The 19,557-nt window shown below is 47.3% G+C and carries 17 protein-coding genes; 7 read left to right on the plus strand and 10 right to left on the minus strand.

The annotated features are described in order from the left end of the window. Position 1: 1 nt before the first annotated feature. On the plus strand, positions 2 to 1,876 hold the full coding sequence (gene cydD, locus gpAD87_RS26095; RefSeq protein ID WP_064641735.1) for a thiol reductant ABC exporter subunit CydD: 1,875 nt from the start codon (positions 2 to 4) through the stop codon (positions 1,874 to 1,876). 1 nt (position 1,877) lies between these two features. Beyond that, positions 1,878 to 3,827, plus strand: coding sequence for a thiol reductant ABC exporter subunit CydC (gene cydC / locus gpAD87_RS26100; RefSeq protein ID WP_064641736.1), 1,950 nt, complete (start codon positions 1,878 to 1,880; stop codon positions 3,825 to 3,827). Positions 3,828 to 4,029: 202 nt separating this feature from the next. Here the strand turns inward: cydC and gpAD87_RS26105 are convergent, their stop codons facing one another. The 4 genes from gpAD87_RS26105 to gpAD87_RS26120 all read right to left on the minus strand — a co-directional run bounded on the left by gpAD87_RS26105 (position 4,030) and on the right by gpAD87_RS26120 (position 7,037). After that, the gene (locus gpAD87_RS26105; protein WP_063567347.1) at positions 4,030 to 4,989 is read right to left on the minus strand and encodes an MraY family glycosyltransferase; all 960 of its coding nucleotides are present in this window, start codon (positions 4,987 to 4,989) and stop codon (positions 4,030 to 4,032) included. A gap of 105 nt (positions 4,990 to 5,094) precedes the next feature. Then, complete coding sequence (locus gpAD87_RS26110; RefSeq protein WP_231952900.1) at positions 5,095 to 5,763, minus strand: hypothetical protein; 669 nt, start codon at positions 5,761 to 5,763, stop codon at positions 5,095 to 5,097. 10 nt (positions 5,764 to 5,773) lie between these two features. Then, a complete protein-coding gene (locus gpAD87_RS26115; RefSeq protein WP_231952863.1) occupies positions 5,774 to 6,616 on the minus strand; it encodes an ATP-binding cassette domain-containing protein in 843 nt (280 codons plus the stop codon). Between the two features lie 34 nt (positions 6,617 to 6,650). Then, complete coding sequence (locus gpAD87_RS26120; RefSeq protein ID WP_064641739.1) at positions 6,651 to 7,037, minus strand: GntR family transcriptional regulator; 387 nt, start codon at positions 7,035 to 7,037, stop codon at positions 6,651 to 6,653. Positions 7,038 to 7,287: 250 nt separating this feature from the next. Here gpAD87_RS26120 and gpAD87_RS26125 point away from each other — a divergent pair, with 250 nt between their 5' ends. After that, a complete protein-coding gene (locus gpAD87_RS26125; protein ID WP_064641740.1) occupies positions 7,288 to 7,992 on the plus strand; it encodes an ABC transporter ATP-binding protein in 705 nt (234 codons plus the stop codon). Next, positions 7,992 to 10,316: an ABC transporter permease gene (locus tag gpAD87_RS26130; RefSeq protein WP_064641741.1), complete on the plus strand. Its 2,325-nt coding sequence runs from the start codon at positions 7,992 to 7,994 to the stop codon at positions 10,314 to 10,316. Before gpAD87_RS26125 ends, gpAD87_RS26130 begins: the two co-directional genes overlap by 1 nt. 243 nt (positions 10,317 to 10,559) lie before the next feature. Here gpAD87_RS26130 and gpAD87_RS26135 read toward each other — a convergent pair whose 3' ends face one another. Together gpAD87_RS26135 and gpAD87_RS26140 are read right to left on the minus strand one after the other, a co-directional pair. Next, positions 10,560 to 11,375, minus strand: coding sequence for a hypothetical protein (locus tag gpAD87_RS26135; protein ID WP_064641742.1), 816 nt, complete (start codon positions 11,373 to 11,375; stop codon positions 10,560 to 10,562). A 63-nt stretch (positions 11,376 to 11,438) separates the two neighbouring features. Then, positions 11,439 to 11,756: an ArsR/SmtB family transcription factor gene (locus gpAD87_RS26140; RefSeq protein WP_064642038.1), complete on the minus strand. Its 318-nt coding sequence runs from the start codon at positions 11,754 to 11,756 to the stop codon at positions 11,439 to 11,441. Between the two features lie 161 nt (positions 11,757 to 11,917). Between gpAD87_RS26140 and gpAD87_RS26145 the strand changes: the two genes are divergently transcribed. Next, positions 11,918 to 12,292, plus strand: a complete 375-nt coding sequence (locus tag gpAD87_RS26145; RefSeq protein ID WP_063567344.1) for a hypothetical protein — start codon at positions 11,918 to 11,920, stop codon at positions 12,290 to 12,292. A 378-nt stretch (positions 12,293 to 12,670) separates the two neighbouring features. Here the strand turns inward: gpAD87_RS26145 and gntK are convergent, their stop codons facing one another. From gntK to gpAD87_RS26165, 4 genes are all read right to left on the minus strand, one after another. Then, on the minus strand, positions 12,671 to 14,221 hold the full coding sequence (gntK, locus tag gpAD87_RS26150) for a gluconokinase (protein WP_064641743.1): 1,551 nt from the start codon (positions 14,219 to 14,221) through the stop codon (positions 12,671 to 12,673). A 275-nt stretch (positions 14,222 to 14,496) separates the two neighbouring features. Next, on the minus strand, positions 14,497 to 15,324 hold the full coding sequence (locus gpAD87_RS26155; RefSeq protein ID WP_064641744.1) for a carbohydrate ABC transporter permease: 828 nt from the start codon (positions 15,322 to 15,324) through the stop codon (positions 14,497 to 14,499). A gap of 21 nt (positions 15,325 to 15,345) precedes the next feature. Further along, complete coding sequence (locus gpAD87_RS26160; RefSeq protein WP_064642040.1) at positions 15,346 to 16,212, minus strand: carbohydrate ABC transporter permease; 867 nt, start codon at positions 16,210 to 16,212, stop codon at positions 15,346 to 15,348. Between the two features lie 129 nt (positions 16,213 to 16,341). Beyond that, positions 16,342 to 17,616 carry an ABC transporter substrate-binding protein gene (locus gpAD87_RS26165; RefSeq protein ID WP_064641745.1) on the minus strand — a complete coding sequence of 425 codons (1,275 nt, stop codon included), beginning with the start codon at positions 17,614 to 17,616 and terminating at the stop codon, positions 16,342 to 16,344. 322 nt (positions 17,617 to 17,938) lie between these two features. Here gpAD87_RS26165 and gpAD87_RS26170 point away from each other — a divergent pair, with 322 nt between their 5' ends. Together gpAD87_RS26170 and gpAD87_RS26175 are read left to right on the plus strand one after the other, a co-directional pair. Then, entirely contained in the window at positions 17,939 to 18,706 is a 768-nt protein-coding gene (locus gpAD87_RS26170) for a GTP cyclohydrolase II (protein WP_064641746.1), read from the plus strand. 252 nt (positions 18,707 to 18,958) lie between these two features. Next, on the plus strand, positions 18,959 to 19,537 hold the full coding sequence (locus gpAD87_RS26175) for a glycerol-3-phosphate responsive antiterminator (protein WP_063567339.1): 579 nt from the start codon (positions 18,959 to 18,961) through the stop codon (positions 19,535 to 19,537). Positions 19,538 to 19,557 lie beyond the last annotated feature (20 nt).

The raw sequence follows: 19,557 nt of genomic DNA on the forward strand, positions 1-19,557 counted from the left end.
TATGGGACGAGGGCTGTTGAAGCTGCCGGGCATCCGACCGGTACTGGCGCTGGCTTCAGCGCTGGTACTGTTGCAGGCGATGACGATTATCATGCAGGCGAAGTGGCTGGCACAGGCGATTACGGCATTGTTTCAAGGTTCACCTGTAACGGAGCAGTACCCAGTGCTGCTATTGTTCTTAGCCGCTTTTGCCGCCCGCTACGCCCTATCGTTCTGGTTGCAGCTCATCGCTTCGCGGTACGCGGAGAAGACAGGGAACGATCTGCGTAGACAGATGGTGGAGCAGTGGTTCCGGCTGGGGCCGCGTTTTGCCAAAACGGAAGGAACAGGGCACCTGGTTACGCTGGCACGCGAAGGAATAGCCCAGTATAAGACATATCTTGAACTGTTTATTCCTCGAATGCTGGGGATGGGGTTCACGCCAATCGTTATTCTGTTCTATGTCTTCAAGCTGGATATGATGTCCGGGGTTATTTTGACGCTGACGCTGCCGATCCTGATTGTGTTTATGATTTTGGTGGGAATGGCTGCACAACGCAAGATCGATGGACAGTTCAAGTCATACAAAGCGCTGGCGAACCATTTCGTAGATACGCTCCGTGGACTGGAAACACTCAAAACACTGGGACAGAGCGGCAGGCACGGGGAGACGATCATTCGGGTCAGTCAGCGTTATCGCAAGGCTACAATGTCTACGCTGCGTATGGCTTTTCTGTCCTCCTTCGCACTTGATTTCTTCACCATGCTGTCGGTGGCTTCGGTGGCGGTTGGGTTGGGGCTGCGCTTGACGGAAGGAAATATGCTGCTTGGACCAGCGCTGACCGTACTCATTCTCGCGCCGGAATACTTCCTGCCTGTACGAATGGTAGGCGCAGATTACCACGCTACACTGGACGGCAAAGAGGCCGGGAAATCGATCAGCCAGATGATTGAACGAGGGAAAATGGCCGAACGTAAGCAAAAGGAAGCATACACAAGTACTGTTCTGCATGGGGTGTCAGAAAAGAACAGAGAATCCTCTTCGTCTGAGCCTTCTTCTGGCCTAAGCAATGTGGCTCCATCCACCATACGGGTGGTCTTGCGCGAGGTAAATGCCCGAAGTGGCGTGGCTGCTTTCTCAATGAGACCCTCTTGGGAGGCAACGAGCAGACTGGCGCTTACCAACGTACAGGTACGGCATCAGGAAGACGGGCCATGTTCGCTGAATGATGTGACTTTTCAGGTTTCTGGTCTTGGCAAAGTAGGGATTATCGGAGCGAGCGGAGCAGGGAAATCGACCCTGATTGATGTACTGGCGGGTTTCCAGCAGCTTACTTCAGGTCAGATTTTATATAACGGCCAGCCCTTATCTCCAGAGATGATGGAAGATTGGAGAAAACAAACGGCGGCGATTCCGCAGCATCCAACTATTTTCAGTGGCAGCTTAGCGGATAATGTTCGGTTCTATATGCCTGAAGCTTCGGATGCGGAGGTGGCTGACGCCATTCACGCAGCAGGTCTGCATAAGCTTACCTCCTCCTTGCCGAATGGGTTGCAGGAGCCGATCGGGGCTGGGGGAAGGCAGCTCAGTGGGGGACAGGAGCAACGGGTAGCTTTGGCGAGAGCTCTGCTTAGTGCGCGCCCGATCCTACTGCTGGATGAGCCGACTGCGCATCTGGATGTGGAGACCGAGTATGAACTGAAACAGACGATGCTACCGCTGTTTGAAGGTAAGCTGGTGTTTCTGGCAACACATCGACTGCATTGGATGCCCCATATGGATCGCATTATCGTGATGGAGGGCGGCACGGTTGCAGAGACAGGAACACATGAGGAATTATTGGCCCGACAAGGCGTATATTACCAGATGATTCAGGCCCAGATGGAGGCGGTGTAAGATGAAAGCCGGATATGAGCAGACAGAAACAGCCCGGAGCGGGAGCAAAAAGAATAGCTGGATCACTCCGTACGTGGCACAGTACCGCTGGAGACTCGTGGCAGTCATTGCGCTGGGGATATGCGCTACATTATGTGCTGTGCTGCTGCTCTTCACCTCCGGGTTTCTGATCTCCAAGTCGGCGCTCCGTCCTGAAAATATTTTGATGGTATATGTACCTATCGTGGGTGTTCGTGCATTTGGGATTTTCCGTGCCGTATTCCGGTATGTCGAACGTCTGGCCGGACATGATGCGGTTTTGCGTATACTGGCGGATCAGCGCGTGAAGCTGTATCAAATTTTGGAGCCGCAGGCATTGTTCCTGCGCTCTCGTATGCAGACGGGAGACGTACTTGGTGCTCTCGCAGAGGACGTAGAACGACTGCAGGATATTTACCTGCGTACGGTATTTCCAGCGGTTACCGCGCTCATGATGTACGGTGGAGCTGTTGTGGTCTTTGGCAGCATTGATCTGGGGTTTGCACTGTGGATGGGGTTGTATATGCTGTTTCTGGTTGCCGTACTGCCTGCCATCTCCCTCCGCGTGACGTGGAAGTTGCGGGTGCGACTGAAGCGGGAGAACGCCAAGTTGTACACTCGTCTGACAGATGGTGTGCTTGGCCTCGGGGATTGGATAGCGAGTGGACGAGCTGAAGAATTTGTACGTCGGCAGGAAGTGACTGAAGGACAGGCGGATATGATTCGACTCCGCTTGCGGCAATGGACGCGCTGGCGTGATCTGGTTGCGCAGTGCGTGATTGGACTGATGGTGGTATCCGTGACCTTATGGGCGGGAAGTGCGGCTTCTGCCGGACAGCTGCCTGCGGTTATGATTGCTGCATTTGTGCTGGTGTTGTTTCCACTCACGGAAGCACTGCTGCCCGTAGGAGATGCGGTGGAGCATATCCCGCAGTATCGTGAATCGCTGGAACGATTGCAGCACTTGGAAGGTGAAGAGCATAAGCCAGAACAGTCTGGAATCGAAGAAGCGAAAGCAGCAGCCGGAGCCAAAGCGGATATGACCTTAGGTGCATCAGGCAGTGATCTGGTAGCTGGAGAGCAGCTGGATTCCCTGAATCGCACGGAAAGAGCTTCGGACCGACGTATCCGCTTACGCATTCCGCCCAGGCTGCGAGCCGACATTCAGATCAATCAAGTGAGTTATCGTTATACGCCTGATGCTCCGTATGCGGTGCAGGAGGTATCCCTTCATCTTCCTCAGGGCAAACGCTTGGCTATTCTCGGTCGCAGCGGCGGCGGTAAATCAACCCTCCTGAAGCTCATTCAGGGAGCGTTACTCCCATCCGCCGGGAACATATTCATCAATGATCTTCCGGTACAAACGATGGGCGAAAATATAACGGATGTCATTGCGGTGCTGAACCAAAGTCCACATCTATTTGATACAACAGTAGCTAACAATCTGCGGATCGGCCGTCCGCATGCAACAGACGAAGAAATCCAGCGAGTGGCTGCGCAAGTAGGTTTATCCGATCTCATTGAATCTTTACCGCAGGGTTATCATACCCCGATGCTGGAGACAGGACTTCGTTTCTCTGGTGGAGAAAGACAGCGGATTGCACTGGCTCGGGTACTTCTTCGCGAAACGCCTGTCGTTATTTTCGATGAACCGACTGTAGGACTCGATCCTGTAACGGAGCGAACGCTCATGCGGACGATTCTGGATAGCATGCAAGGTAAAACAATGATCTGGGTCACCCATCACCTGATGGGAGTGGAACGGATGGATGAACTTATTTTTATGGAAAATGGACAGATCACCATGCAGGGTTCTCACGAACAATTGCTAGCCCGGGAAGAGCGTTATCGCCGTCTCGTTGAACTTGATCGACCGGGTTGGGCAGATGGGCAGCAACCTGCGGTCACGCTACCACCTGTAGCCTCAAGATAAGAGCGAATATAAGGTGCAGATGCAGGCAGGGCTGGTGTCGGATAGGGTATGGGGCGTAGACAGAGGTTTTTGCACGACACAGTAGCTGGTACCCTCTTAAATGTTAGTTCAATTCATCAGGGACATAGCAAAGAGACGAGCCACAGGATCAGTGGGCTCGTCTCTTTTTTTACACCTTTTGTTGTAAAGTTTGTTTCTAGTATTACATCTCCACCAGCATCAAAATTATGGACGAGAGGCATAGACAGGTACTGATGAGATACAGGACGCCAACCACCTGTTTGTGATTCAGGCCAGCACGCAGCAAGCGATAATGGGCTTGACTTGCATCTGCCTGATAGATGGCTTTGCCTTGAATGAAACGTTTGATGACCACAAAAATGTTGTCGAAGATCGGCACACCGAGTGCCAAAATCGGAATGAAGATAGACAGCATGGTCGCTTGTTTGAAAGCACCATCCAGGGCGATTACCGCCAGGATGAAGCCGAGAAACGTAGCTCCTGCATCGCCCATGAACACTTTGGCGGGGGCTTTGTTATATTTCAGATAACCAAGGGTGACCCCGACCAGCGTAATGGCCATAAGGGCAGAATCGGTTTGGCCTTTGGTCATTGCCACGATAAACAGTGTAATGGCTGAGATGGCGGACAAACCGCCTGCCAATCCGTCCATGCCGTCCGTGAAGTTAATGACTGTTGTCACACCGAAGATCCACAGGATCGTCAGAATAAATTGCAGCCAGATCGGAAGCATAATGTATTCGGAATTGAAGGGATTCACGAACCCGGTGAACGCAATGCCGGAAGCAAATACGAGCACTGCGGCAGAGATCTGTACGAGCATCTTGGGCAGGGCAGGGAAGTCTTTGCCTTTGGTTTTGTACCAGTCATCAACTGTACCAATCGTTAACAGCAGCATTCCGCCGGCGACCAGGGCCGCCGTTTCCCATGAAATTTCTTTCGTAAGAACAATGTATGTCAGGAAGAATCCAGTAAATATCGCGTAACTCGCCGTCAGTGGAATGGGCTGCCTGTGCAGCTTACGCTCCACATCTTCTCGGGGCTTGTCCACAAAATCGAGCCGATGTGCCAGTCGACCAAGCGGCGGAATAAGCAGAACCACGACAGCAAAAGACAGCATAAAAGCCAGTATGTATACCATAAATTCGCTTGATTCACTCCTATCTACCAATTTCCCCCTATTATACGAGCTAAACAGGAAATCTGTCGATGTCATTATTGTAACCTAAGTTTCTACCAAGATAGTTTAGTATGTTCTCCCCTTTGTGAAAAACCAACCACCGGCCACGAACACGATGAAAAGCACAAGATTAAATCCAACACCCTTGAGTAGTGAGTCGTTGAATAACAATGCTTCGAAAAAAGAAACAACATGAGTGCGTAGCGCGGGAATCGCTGTTCCGGTTGGAATCGCCACAATGAATAGCACCCACAGCAGCCAGCCGAAAAGGTGGTGGTAGCCGGAGATTAGCATGCTTAGGAGCGCCATCGTCATCAAATAAAAAATAGTTTGGTAGAGAAAAGAACCTGCCACGCCAAATTCGTTCCAATGAAACGCTTCAATAAGATTTACGGTGTTTTTGTGGAGTACATTCACTTCAAGCATAGGCCATAAAGAATTAAATAAAGCGATGGCCACTGCCCACACAGCATAAACGAATTGAAGACCAAAAAAATATTGTTTTCGGCTTGCTCCTAAATGTACGATGCGGTTGTAATAGCTAAGCGGAAGTACGATTGCGAAAATGAGCAAAATAAGTAGCAGCAGGTTGCCATCCGCGATTCCTGTGTTTTGACTGCTGTCTATAAAGAGGCCAACAATGAATTCCGCCAACCTGCCAAGGAGGATTAAAATAATGACCATCCATATATAAATCCTCAATTGTAAATAGGTCGCCTTTAAATGAACGGTCACTGCACCCAATTTAACGACCTCCTTCGATCAAATACGAAAAAAATTTCTGAAGCGTCAAATTTTCAATAGTTATGTCTAGTTTGCGGGCCTGAAGCCTGTCCTCATCGTTAAATTTTTCGTAGATGGCGGCAAGCTTTCCGTGGCCGTAAGATTCTGTATGTAATACTCGCTTTCCTTTTGTGAACAAAGCTACGGCATCTGAATTTCCACGAATCAAATAAGCTGCCATCCGTATCCGATTCATCTCGTCATGAAGCAGGAGAGAGCCCTCATCAATGATATAGACTCTTTCTGCGATTGGGGCGATTTCATCAATCAAATGCGTAGAAATTAAAATCGTACGGGGATGATTGGCGTAATCCTCCAAAAGCTCCTTGTAAAACCTTTCCCGCATCAATACATCAAGTCCAAGCACCGGTTCGTCGAATAATGTCAACGACGATCGACTAGACAGACCGATGATGTTTCCTACGAGTGATTCTGTGCCTCTTGAGAGCTGTTTGATTTTTTTGTTGGGATCAAGCTCAAACGTTTGAAGAAGCTTATGAGCTAATGTCCAGTCCCAATTGGGATAGAAATTTGCAGCGAACTGCAAAATTTCAATCAATCGAGCTCCTCCAAATAGCTTGTTATTCTCCCGTACGAAACAGCAATCTTCTGGAAGGACTCCTTTACCCAGCTTTTTACCTCTTACCTCAATGCTGCCGTCATTCGAGAAGAGTCCACCTGCTATGATGTTTAGCAAGGTTGTTTTGCCTGCGCCGTTTCGTCCGAGCAAGCCATAAATAACGTTTTCCTCTAGCTGTATATCCAGATCTCGTAATGCATAGGTTCGACCATATTTCTTATTCAAATTGTTGCAACTCACCAAGATGCTCACAATGAATTCATTCCTTCCTTAATTGTTTAATCATCTCAATGATATCCCCAGTTGCCAGTTCAAGTTTGTCAGCTTCACAAATGAGATTGGACAGCAATTCCTTATAAAAACGATCTCTTCGCTTATTCTTAATCTTTTGTTTGGCATCAGACGAGACATACATGCCAAGGCCTCTTTTTTTGTACAATATTTCTTCATTTACAAGCAGGCCAATTCCCTTCACAACAGTTGCTGGATTGATTTGAAAGAGCTGAGAAAACTGAGCAACGGAAAGAATTTGCTCGTCCTCTCGGTAAGTTCCGTTGAGAATATCGTCCTCAATGATATCTGCTACTTGTTGAAAAATTGGCTGTTTTTCGTCGAAAGTGACGCTCATTACCTCACCACTCAGCATTGTAGTTTGTTACACATCTAGCAGGAAAACATAACTTATATGCGAAAATTTGTCAATAAACAATCATTCTTAAGGGTTACTGATGATTTTTTTTACACTGAGTCCAGTTATTGACAATTGTTTGCAATGGAATTATAGTATGCTACATGAGTGACATACTCATACACTAACATACTTACATAAATAAAAATATGCTTGCCAAAGGACACTCCAGAAGTATGACAAATAGATAACGGGGAGAGAAGATTTTATGAAAACATTAATCGAATTTAGAAACGTAACCAAAGAATACAAAATTGGCGAAGTGCCGATCAAGGCGCTGAACGGCGTGGATTTTTCCATCAACGAGGGCGAATTCGTCGTTGTTCTAGGTGCAAGCGGAGCAGGCAAAAGCACGATTCTGAATATACTTGGAGGCATGGATACAGCCACCTCGGGTAAAGTGACTGTTGGCGATAAGGATATTACTGGCTTTAATGAGAAGAAGCTTACGGGATATCGCGCCGAGAAGGTAGGGTTTGTCTTTCAATTCTATAACTTAATTCCCAATTTGAATGCTTTAGAAAATGTTGAATTTGCCACTGAAGTATGTAAAAACCATCTGGATGCCAAAGAGATTTTAAATAAAGTCGGCTTAAAGAATCGGTTAGAAAACTTCCCGTCCCAGCTCTCTGGAGGAGAACAGCAGCGAGTTGCTATAGCACGCGCCGTTGCAAAGAACCCTCTGCTATTGCTATGCGATGAGCCGACTGGTGCGTTGGATTATGTAACTGGCAAGTCGGTTTTGAAGCTGCTTCAGGATTTGAATACGGAAACGAAAAAATGTGTTGTGCTGGTCACGCATAACTCTGCGATTGTGCCGATGGCGGATAAAATCATTCGGGTGAAGAGCGGAAAAATCGAAAGCGTAACGGTCAATGAGCATAAACAAAGCGTTGAAGGGATTGAGTGGTGATGAAATTATTCAAAAAATTGATAAGGGATCTCAGGCAATCAATCGGTCAATTTCTGGCCTTTGTATTGGTTATCACCATAGGCGCTTTTTTCTACACGGGGCTGGTAACGTTAAGTGATAACCTTAGCTCTTATTCAAAGAATTACTTTCAAACTCATAATTTAAGTGACTTAAATGTTTACTACGACCAAGTATCCAAGCAGGATATGTCGAAGTTGAGTGGAATTGAGGGGATAAAGAAGGTGGAGGGACGGTATACCTTTGATGCGACGCAATCATTTGGTGATACTAAAGCAACTTTAAAGATCCACTCCATCCCCGAAATCAATAGCATTAATACGCCTACTATAATTGAGGGCAACATTCCGTCTCGCCAGGATCAAATCTTGCTTGATTCCCATTACGCCAAGGAGCACCAGTACAGAGTCGGGGATCAAATGAAGTTAAGCATCAATGACCAGGAAGTGCCATTCACCATTAGCGGCTTGGGCGAAAATGTGGAATATGCCAAAAAGAACGAAACCCAGGATCATAAAACTTCGGGATTTGCATATGTGGCTGAAGGGGGAATTCCTCGAATCGCAGGTAACCTTTATTATAATGAGGTTTTGATTGACGCTGAAGAAGGGTACGATATAGACCGATTAGGCCAAAATGTTGAAGCGCAGTCTCAACAACTTTCTTATGTAAGTCAAATAAGTAAAGAGCGAACATTCAATTACTCGCAGCTTCAACAAACAGTCTATAACAATAAATTGATGAGCAAGGTTATTCCGCTGGTTCTCTTTATCATCGAAGCGATCATTCTCTTCCTCACCATGTCAAGAATTATCGATTCGCAAAGGAACCAAGTAGGAATTATGAAGGCGTTAGGCGTGAAGAACAGCAGCATCATGCTACATTACATGGGTTTCCCGGTATTTGTCGGAATCATAGGTTCCATTCTTGGTTGTATCTTTTCGGCAATCATATTTGTTCCAATGATTGAGGCGTCGAATGCTAGATCTTACTCGTTGCCGAGCATAACCTTCTCCTTATCCCCCTTCTCGATCATTATGCCTATCCTGTTCTCGAGTGCATTCGGCATGCTGGCATGTTACTTGAGCGGCATAGGTATCCTTCGAGAACATGCAGCACAGGCGATGAGGCCTAAACCGCCGAAGAAGATGAAAAAACTGCTCATTGAACAGCTTCCGAAAATTTGGGGACGTATTCCCTATAGCAATAAACTCATTTTGAGAAACATCTTTCTTAATAAGCAAAAGGCGATAGCAAGTTCCGTTGGCGTTGTTGTGAGCACAGTGTTGTTGATCACTGCGTTCGGGACACAAACGTCCTTACAAAGGGTCGCCGAACAGATCGAAGAGGTGAATACCTATGATCTGAAGGTTGAATACACGAGTGGGGCAGAGCTAGAAAAGGTGGAATTACCCACTGGGATTGAAAGCAGTTATTATCAAAAGACCTTTCCTGTGGAATTCGCCAAGGGCGATGATCATGAGAACGCCACGTTGACCGTTACGGAGAAGGACAACGCTCTTATTCAATTTTTCGACGAGAAAGACAATCCGATGACGCTTATGGACAGCGGCGTGCTGGTACCCAAATCGTATGCGGATCAATATAAGGTTGCGCTAGGGGATACGATCCAAATTCGATTCACCGATCCGTCGTTTGCGAATAAAACGGTTGATATGAAGGTTACGCAAATATCCAATCAGTATTCCAATCCCTCTTTCTTTTGTTCGACAGCGTATCTGAGGAGTTTTGGCATCGACTACAACCCAACCTCGATTCTAGTGAAAGCCAGCAACGCCGCAGACCTTACTAACGTCCGACAGTTCTTCGAACAAGACAATCAGGTAGATACAATCGCGGATAAAGATGATTTAAAAAAATCCGCACAATTTATTATGAAGCAAAATAGTTTTATCTTCATTATGTTTATCATTAGTGCTGTCATTCTTTCGTTTGGTGCTATCTACACCATATCCTCCATCAACATTTATGAAAGGAATCGCGAGCTGGCTACTCTTAAGGTATTGGGTTATCAAAAATATAAAATAAATCGACTCATCTTTTCTGAGAATATGATACTCACCACTTTTGCGGTCATTATAGCACTGCCAATCAGTGTATATATGTATTCCATTATTATTGAGGCGCTGTCGAGTACCCATCAACAAATCCCAGATCAAATAAATATGTTTGTTATGCTGATATCAATCATTATTGCATTTTTACTTACCGGGCTCTCTAACTTGATGCTTCGGAGAAAGGTATCCCGAATTAATATGATTGTATCGTTAAAAAGTTTAGAATAAATCGGGCAGTAAAGAGTGGATTATTGCCAATTATATAAAAAACGACAAGTGTGAATTGATTCCACACATAGTAAGTCGTCCTTCAAATATGTCTTGATTCTTGATGCCTATCGGAAAATTAATGGTCAATTTTCGATGAAACACTACGAGCCTCCAAGCTGTAGTGTTTTTTACTATATAGACCTAAGTATTTGTTTGTTATTCATATAACCGGCTTAAACAGATCCAGAGCTGCTTAAGGGCTTAGAGTTTCTGGGGCAGATAGGAACCAAAGAGGGAAATCGCCGCATCTGCACTATAACCGTCATCGCCCTGCCAGGTTGCTGCAAAGTGGAAGTCGCTGTATCCGCCTCTGCTTTTTCGTGGCGTATCCTGCGGAACAAGCAGACCGGATGCACCCCAGATTTCGAGGATGGCGTCGCGTTCCTGTTTGCTCGAAGGAAATAAGCCTTTCCAGCGTTTCTCCAACCCGCGTGCGCTGTCATGAGGTTCGCAGGTTTGCGCTGCTTCAAGCATGCTCACAAGTATAGAGATGTCTGCGTCAGTCACTTCATAGATGGCTTCGTTGCTAGCGAGCAGTAACTCCAGATCGATCAGGCAGTATAACAGGTTATTATGGCGAACCCCGCCCCATTTCACCCGTTCAAAGTTCAATACATTCAGATCGACGTCCGTGTACGTCTTGTCCGATTGCAGGCGCAGGAAGTTACAATCCCCACAGGAGCTGGTGTTGGCAAGCAGTGTGCGGCGTTCCTCGTAGGTATGCAAAGGCAGTTGCGATGTTAAAGCCCAGCTGGAAAGGGCGCTGCGCAGATAACCTTTTTTGGTAGACAAACTGTGTAAAAATGCTGATACTACCCGTCGCTTGATGGAGTTGTCCTGATGAATCTCATGCAAACGTGCGACGATCTCATCATGGGTAATGGTCAGTGGATCGAACATAACACCTCTGCTTTTGGCATATTCAAAGTCATCCCCCGAGAAGGGAGCAGATATTGTTTTCCAGCCGCCGCTTCCCCAGAAGGTGCCCAGCAGAATTTTTGCCGCTTTTTTATCCAAGAAATCAACCTCCTGTATACAATCCATAAGATGATGTATCGCAAGATTCAAGCTTCGTTTTCCTTAATGTACATATTCCTCGGTTGTATTCAGAATCAGTTCAACAAGACCGGGAAAACGGGAGTTCAAATCGTCCTTTCGTAGAGAATAAAAGTGCTGTTTGCCTTCAATGCGAGGCCGGATAAGGCCTGCTTCACGCAAGATTTTGATGTGATGAGACAACGTTGATTTGGAAATATGGTCTACTTCGAAGGCGGAACAGTTTTTCTCGCCAGAGCTGGCCAGACAGTGTGCAATTTTCATCCGTACCGGATCACCGAGTGCGTTGCAGACCGTGGTCAGATTCAATTCCGAAGCCATAGGTATCATTGGAGTTTTCATATCTATGACGGTAGCATATTCGACAATCTCTTTCAATGTTTGATTTTTTTCGAACTGAGTGTTGTTCTGTGGACATAAAGTGTGGTACATTTCTTCTAGATTAGTTTGAAATTTTTCGAACTGAAATCCAAATCAGCTTATCAACCTCAGGAGGAATACCCATGACTACCTTGTTAAACAACTATTTCCGTTTATTTGACGCTTCCCGTACAGACGAACGCGCGATGCAAGATTTGTTGTCCCTGTTTACACCGGATGCAGAGATTGTGTTGAACGGCACCAGCAGAACAGGATTCGACGGTTTTATGAAGGCTTTCTATGAATACAATAGCGATGTGAAACACATGTGGGACGAATGGAAGCTTCAGCCGGACGGTAGCTATCAAACGAACTGGGCGGTATGCGGACAAGCTGCGGACGGAACGGTGTATGCCAAAACAGGCATCGATATCGCTCGTGTGAATGAAGCGGGACAGATTGTATATTTGGAAAATGTGCAGGCAGATAAGGATGCATTCAGCAAATATAATGGATGATTGCAATAATTAGGATACAGATGCATATCCAGATTGAAATAGAAAGGGAGCAACCGATCGATTACTTTTCGATTAATTGTTCTCTTTTTTTGTCGTACACCGGATCAGTTAGGCGTTAACTTATTTCCTACAGATAGTTCAAAGTTAGGTGTTTTATGTGGATGCATAAATGTTCTTTTGTGGTTCTTCTTATTGAGATACTTCGTTATCTATCTTGTATATCATGTCACCATTGCTGATGGTGTGATGGGCATTGCACCTATGGTACTTGGGGTATTTGTACAAAAAAGTACATGAAGAAGGGGCATCCCACATGCCATAGATATGGCATGTGGGATGCCCCTCTTTAACGTGCAGCGATTCGTTGGCGTAGCTAACTCACTTCTGCATCGTTTTATTCTGAAAAGCAGCGATATCGGCATACTCTTCTTCAAACTTGCGGGAGATGCGGATGAAGATCGGCAGCAGTTCGCGATAGACGCGAACGCTATCCGGGTCTGGCTGATGCCGATGCGTCGATCCAATCATGCCGGAGACGGCGCTGAGGGAATCGATGCGGCCAAGAGCATATAGCCCCAGTACGGCTGCCCCCAGGCAGGAGCTCTCGATACTTTCGGGAATGATGACATCCTGGTCGAAAATATCAGCCATCATCTGGCGCCACAGCTCAGAGCGGGCGAATCCGCCCGTGGCCTGAATCTTTTTGGGACGTCCGATCTTCTCTTCAATCGCCAGCATGACGGTGTACAGGTTAAACAAGACACCTTCGAGAGCAGCGCGAATCATATGCTCCTTCTTATGATGCAGCGTCAGGCCGAAGAACGAACCGCGTGCATTCGGATTCCAGAGTGGGGCCCGCTCACCCGTCATGTACGGATGGAACAGCAGGCCTTCCGAGCCTGGTGGTACATTTTCGGCGACACGGGTCAATACTTCATACGGATCAATGCCGAGTCGTTTTGCTGTCTCTACCTCGGATGCCGCAAACTCATCCCGAATCCAACGGAATATCACCCCGCCATTGTTGACCGGACCGCCAATCACCCATGCATCCTCAGTGAGCGCATAACAGAAGAAACGTCCTTTTGGATCAGTGACTGGCTTGTCCACGACGGTACGAATCGCTCCGCTGGTACCGATAGTAACGGCCACGACACCTGGATCAATGGCGTTAACGCCCAGATTGGAGAGCACGCCGTCACTTGCCCCGATGACAAATGGTGTCGAATCCGCAATACCCATTTCCTTGGCATACTCAGGATTCAAGCCTTTCTTAAGTACATGTGTCGTCGGCACGAGGCGGGACAGGTGATCCGGAGTGATGCCTGCGACATGGAGAGCTTCCTCGTCCCAGTCGAGCTTTTCGAGATTCATCATTCCCGTGGCAGAGGCCATGGAGTGGTCAATTACATACTCGGAGAACAATTTATAAAATACGTATTCTTTCATTGAAATAAATTTGTGCGTCTGTTTGAACAGCTCAGGTTGATCTCTGGTTAGCCACATGATTTTGGTCAGAGGTGACATCGGATGAATCGGCGTACCTGTTCTCAAATAGATTTCGTGACCGTTCATTTCGGTTTTGAGTGCTTCCGTCCACTCGGCACTGCGATTGTCTGCCCAAGTCATCGCCCGCATCAGCGGTTTGCCGTGTTCATCAACAGGCAGAATGCTGTGCATGGCTGAACTGAACGATACAAACAGGATTTCATCCGGTTTGATACCGGCCTTGGAAATCGCTTGTTTAACCGATTCTACTACGGCTTTGAAAATATCTTCCGCATCCTGCTCTGCAATCGCAGGAGTAGGGGTATACAGCGGGTAATCGGCACCGCCTTGAGCCACGATGGTTCCGTTCTCTTCAAACAGGACGGCCTTCGTGGAGGTGGTGCCGATATCTACGCCGATCATATAGGGTGAAGAAGCCATTTTGTCATCCCTCTTTCTTGAATATATAAGTGAAATGAATGCTGTTACACGTTAACACCCCGGGTACAGAAAGCCTTCCGATCGCCGTTATCCCCAAATTTCTTCGATCCCTCTTCAAAAGGAGAAATTTGGTTATAAATGCGAACATTTCATTTCTTCAGGCCTTTTCTGTCCCCTCCGCCCACGTGGCGCTATTCACTTAACTTATATGGCATCTGGTATTTATCTATAGATAAGAATATCAGACTTGAGGGATGGATCAAAATGCGCTATCCCTAATCCTTTACAGCTCCTGCGGCAATATCGGAGATAAACTGGCGGCTGATGAACAGGAACATCACGATCAGCGGAATAACAGCCAGCAATGTACCCGCGATAACCATCGCGTAATCCGTATTGTACAGTCCGTTTAATTGAGACAACGCAATCTGCAGCGTATACTTTCGTGCATCCGTTAAGACGATCAGGGGCCAGAGATAATCATTCCATACACCAATAAACGTGAACGCACCGAGGAAAGCAAAGGCAGGCCGCAGAATGGGCAACGCTACGTTCCAATAGAGCCGGAAAAAATTACAGCCGTCGATTCGCCCGGCATCCAGCAGGTCATTCGGTATGGACTCCGTGGCATATTGGCGAATCCAGAAGATGCCGAAGGCGTTCACCATGCCCGGAATAATGAGGGCTTTGAAGGAACCAACCCATCCGAACGTCGCCATGAGCACGAAGGAAGGGACCAGCGACAGCTGGGAAGGCACCATCATGGTGGCGAGCAGCAGGACGAAGAGCCATTTTTTACCCGGGAATTCAAACTTCGCAAACGCAAATCCTGCCAATGAGTCAAAAAACAGCACCAGTACCGTCACCAAGCCCGATACAAACAACGTATTCATGAATGCGCCCCAGAAGTCAATCTGCTGAAGCACCCGACTGACATTATTCCATAGCTCGCTCCCAAACCAGAGTCTGGGTGGGAATGTATAAATTTCGGACGTCGTCCGGGTGGACATTACAATCAGCCAATAGAACGGGAACATGGAAATGAGCATGCCCCCGATAAGACCGGTATACAGCACCAACGATTTGAGAGATTTGGACGTCATGAGCGCTCCCCCCTTGTCACATCAGGATGACTTGCCTTGAACGAGCTTCCAGTTCACAATCGAGAACAGGGCGATAATGAGGAACATGCCCCAACCAACCGCAGCACCGTAACCAAAATAGTTGTTTATAAACGATTCTCGGTAAAGGTACAATACAATCGTCATCCCGGCTGCACCTGTACCGCCATCGTTACCCACGAGAATTTGAGGTTCGGTGAACAGCTGCATGCCGCCGATCGTTGATGTGATCACAGTGAACAGAATGACGGGACGCAGCATTGGAATCGTAATTCGGAAAAAGGACTGTATTCCGGATGCACCGTCAATCTTGGCAGCCTCGTACAATGTCTGCGGGATGCTCTGAAGTCCGGCCAGATAGATAACTGCGTTGTATCCTGTCCAGCGCCAGACTACCATGGAGGAGATTGCCACTTTGATACCCCATGGTGCGTCCAGCCATTCCACCACGGGAAGTCCGACGGACTGTAGCAGATAGTTGAGGAAGCCATAATTGTTGGCAAACAAGGCACCGAAGATAATGGCCACGGCCACGATGGACGTCACGTTCGGCAGGAAATATCCCACGCGAAACAGCGTACGGAACTTCACAAAAGGGGCATGCAGTAGAAACGCAATGATCAGTGCAAAGAACAACATCGGAATGGTAGCGTAAATCCAGATCATGAATGTATTGCCCACGGCTTGCCAGAATTCAGCATCGGTCAGCATATATTTAAAATTGTTTAGTCCGTTATAGGTCATTACACCAATGCCATCCCACTTGTGGAAGGCCAGATATAAGGAAAATGCAATCGGAAACAGCCCAAACACGGCAAACAGAATGTAAAACGGGGAGATCGCCACATAGAGTGCACGATGTTCCCACATCCGGGACAAGAGTGATTTCTGCCGATCCAAATCCGGACTTGCCTTCCCCGGATCCGGAGTGAGGCGAGGTTCGGTTACAGCCATATGAATTCCTCCTTTGCGGATTGCCATCTCATAAGAGTGTCTGAATTAACGCTGTAACTCCCGCTCAACACGTTGAACCGTATCGGGCCATACCTGCTCCGGATTGGCATTTTGCTTCGCGATATCATTCAGCCGCCGAGTAATGATGTTGTGCACCGAAGGGTACCGTTCGCCAAAGAAAGCCTCGGGCACATGCTGTGCCGATTCGGCAAATACAGGCCCTGTTGCCTGTCCGCCGAAGAAGGGTTCTTCTTCTTTCATCGCCGGTGTATCAAACACACCAGGTGCCGAAGGAAACAGGTTCAACGTCTTATATTGTTCAAGCTGGTTATCCGGGCTTTGCAGCCACTGGATGACCTCGAACGCTTCTTTTGGGTGTTTGCTTGACTTCAAAATGGACAGGAATGATCCACCGTTATTGCCATCTCCACCAGGAGCGCGAGTGACTCGCCACTTGCCAGATGTATCCGGCGCGGCTTCCTGCAGTACTTGCTTCATCCAGACAGCTCCCACAAAGGAAGCAATCTCACCATTATTCATCGCTGCGTTCCAGCCCGGCGTCCAGCCGTCTGCATTAGCGAGCAGCCCTTTTTGCTTGAAGGATACGGCGGTATCCCAGCTCTGCTTGACGAGTGGAGAATCCATACCGATAAACGAGCCGTCAGGACGGAAATACCGTTCGGTTCCTTGCGATAACACTTGATTGTAAACGGTTCCAATATTGTCGGTTAGAAATACTTTGCCTCCGAACTTTTCCTTGATCTTTTCTCCTGCAGCAGAATAGGCATCCCAGTTGTTGATCTGATGAGCCACTTCTTCAGGCTCGGAAGGCAATCCGGCCTCTTTAAATAGATCTGCACGGTAGAAGAGGGCTGTCGGTCCTGTATCCATAGGGAAACCGATCATTTGTCCATCCGGTGTAACGCCTTGCTTCCATTTCCAATCCAGATATTGGTCTTCGACGTCACCTGCGCCGAGATCATACAGATTATAGAAACGGTCCTCGCTGGGAAAGAGCTCCATGATCCAATCGTTCAATGCGACAATGTCGGGCTCACCTGAGCGCGCAGCGAGTGTCGTTTTGAGTTTTGCCTTGAAATCACCACCGATTTTCTGGGCGGTCAGTTCAATATTGGGGAACTTTTCCTTGGCCTTGGCAATCAGCTTATCATCGATGGAACGGTTCCAGTACCACAATGTAAGCGCTACCTTTTTGTTGCTCGATGAATCGTTCTGTCCCGGCCATATGGAGCATCCGCTCACCAGCATGACACAGACTAGCAGAATGGCTGTCCAGCATGTTCTTTTCCGGCGGATCATGTGATAACCCCCTCATCGTTAAGTTCGAGGCATGAAGTGCGATGGACTACAACATAAGTGTATGAGCAGTTTATAAACTCATACCCAATATTCCTGAAATGAAACACAAATTTGTGTCGGTTACGTATCATAAATTTATTAGTTACTTTAAAAACAAAAGTTACTTGACACAATATAATTTTTATTTTAAACTTGCTTACATAAAGTAACTAATGATGATGACAATAATATAGATACGTATGATATGCAATCCAGTGATCCATTTTACGTCTGGATGCGAACCAATTCATAACCAAGATGGTTTAACAGGAGGAAATTACTAATGATTAATTCACATATTATTCAACTGCTTGCCCCCAAAATTCAGACTTTTCCGAGTGGAAAAGAATTCATTCACCTCGTTGGACCGATTAAACTTCCGGTGAATCTTGATGGAGAGACACATACCTTCCAGTGGTACAGCTGGATGAAATCGGAGAAAGCTATGGAAAGCCGCGAGCTGATTGAATCTCTCGCTACCGCCGAACTGGCTGAACGTCAGCAATCCAGCGTATTGGTGTACGGTGAGTTTGCCGAAGCACAGGAAGCACTGATTCGGATGCACAGCATCTGTCATACAGGCGATATCTTTGGTAGCAAACGTTGTGACTGCGGCTTCCAACTGGAGCAATCGATGAAGATGATTGCTGCCCATGGAGCAGGCGCACTCTTCTATCTGGCGAACCATGAGGGCCGTGGCATCGGTCTGTTCAGCAAAGCGATGGCATACCTGCTGCAAGAGGAAGGTCTGGATACCGTTGACGCCAACCTGCAACTTGGGTTTACAGACGATGCTCGTAATTATGATGATGCCATTGCCGTATTGCGGGCACTTCGTACAGCTCCCGTTACATTGATCACCAACAATCCACGCAAGCTTGCTGCTTTGCAGGAAGCTGGACTGAATGTGGGTGGACGTGTGCCACTGTGGGGAGATCGCTCGTCCTTCAACGAAAAATATTTGCAGACCAAAGTGAGCCGCTCCGGTCACTTGGCAGAAAATGATGCATGGGCTGGCAAAGACACCTTGCTTCCGCATGCCCAAGCCTAAAAGGTTGATCCCGATCAATCGTTCAATATGATTTTGGATAAAACCTGTTTGCCATACTGTCCAATAAACAGGACAATTTAAGCTGTTTGTGTATGCTCCTTCTGGGATATACATGAACAGCTTTTTTGAGTTTAGAAAATGGAACGGTCCCGTATTACACCAATAATTGATCTAACGGTCCTGACTTTGCTTGCCGTTCATACCATACGAACTATACAATATAGGCATCTGATTTATGCGGGAGGAACGAAGGTGCCATTTGAGGGACAGTATGTGTTACCGGCTGCCAAGAGCATGAAGCAGTTTGAAGCAATGATTGAAGGCCCTTACACCTATGGGGTTATGCTGGATACGCATATTGCGCAGCTTCATAGTCTGCTGGAAGAAGCACGGCGACGTGGTAAAAAAATAGTACTGCATGCCGATCTGGTGCAGGGGCTGAAGAACGACGAATATGCCGCAGAGTATTTATGCCAGCATATTCGGCCGGCAGGACTGATTTCGACGCGGGCCAGTGTAATTCAGAAGGCGAAACAGAAAGGGATTACGGCCATTCAGCGTGTTTTTCTGCTGGATACAAATGCGCTGGAGAAAAGTTATCTTTTGCTGTCCAAGACCCAACCGGATTATATTGAAGTACTGCCCGGTGTTATCCCGCATATTATTGCAGAAGTATCCATACGGACAGGTATACCCATTATTGCAGGTGGGTTGATCCGCTCAACGGAAGAGGTTGAACTGGCGCTGGAAGCCGGAGCTACTGCAGTAACCACTTCCAACGTGGACCTGATTCGGCACTACAAGAAATCGCATACAGAATATAAGCAGTAATCCCACAACAGGAGGTTGTC

It is taken from the genome of Paenibacillus sp. AD87 (assembly GCF_001659845.1).
Classification (GTDB): domain Bacteria; phylum Bacillota; class Bacilli; order Paenibacillales; family Paenibacillaceae; genus Paenibacillus; species Paenibacillus marchantiae.

Coding starts and splice junctions, on each gene's coding strand:
- cydD (WP_064641735.1), top strand. CDS start 2: ATGGGACGAGGGCTGTTGAAGCTGCCGGGCATCCGACCGGTACTGGCG.
- cydC (WP_064641736.1), top strand. CDS start 1,878: ATGAAAGCCGGATATGAGCAGACAGAAACAGCCCGGAGCGGGAGCAAA.
- gpAD87_RS26105 (WP_063567347.1), bottom strand. CDS start 4,989: ATGGTATACATACTGGCTTTTATGCTGTCTTTTGCTGTCGTGGTTCTG.
- gpAD87_RS26120 (WP_064641739.1), bottom strand. CDS start 7,037: ATGCTGAGTGGTGAGGTAATGAGCGTCACTTTCGACGAAAAACAGCCA.
- gpAD87_RS26125 (WP_064641740.1), top strand. CDS start 7,288: ATGAAAACATTAATCGAATTTAGAAACGTAACCAAAGAATACAAAATT.
- gpAD87_RS26130 (WP_064641741.1), top strand. CDS start 7,992: ATGAAATTATTCAAAAAATTGATAAGGGATCTCAGGCAATCAATCGGT.
- gpAD87_RS26140 (WP_064642038.1), bottom strand. CDS start 11,756: ATGAAAACTCCAATGATACCTATGGCTTCGGAATTGAATCTGACCACG.
- gpAD87_RS26145 (WP_063567344.1), top strand. CDS start 11,918: ATGACTACCTTGTTAAACAACTATTTCCGTTTATTTGACGCTTCCCGT.
- gntK (WP_064641743.1), bottom strand. CDS start 14,221: ATGGCTTCTTCACCCTATATGATCGGCGTAGATATCGGCACCACCTCC.
- gpAD87_RS26155 (WP_064641744.1), bottom strand. CDS start 15,324: ATGACGTCCAAATCTCTCAAATCGTTGGTGCTGTATACCGGTCTTATC.
- gpAD87_RS26160 (WP_064642040.1), bottom strand. CDS start 16,212: ATGTGGGAACATCGTGCACTCTATGTGGCGATCTCCCCGTTTTACATT.
- gpAD87_RS26165 (WP_064641745.1), bottom strand. CDS start 17,616: ATGATCCGCCGGAAAAGAACATGCTGGACAGCCATTCTGCTAGTCTGT.
- gpAD87_RS26170 (WP_064641746.1), top strand. CDS start 17,939: ATGATTAATTCACATATTATTCAACTGCTTGCCCCCAAAATTCAGACT.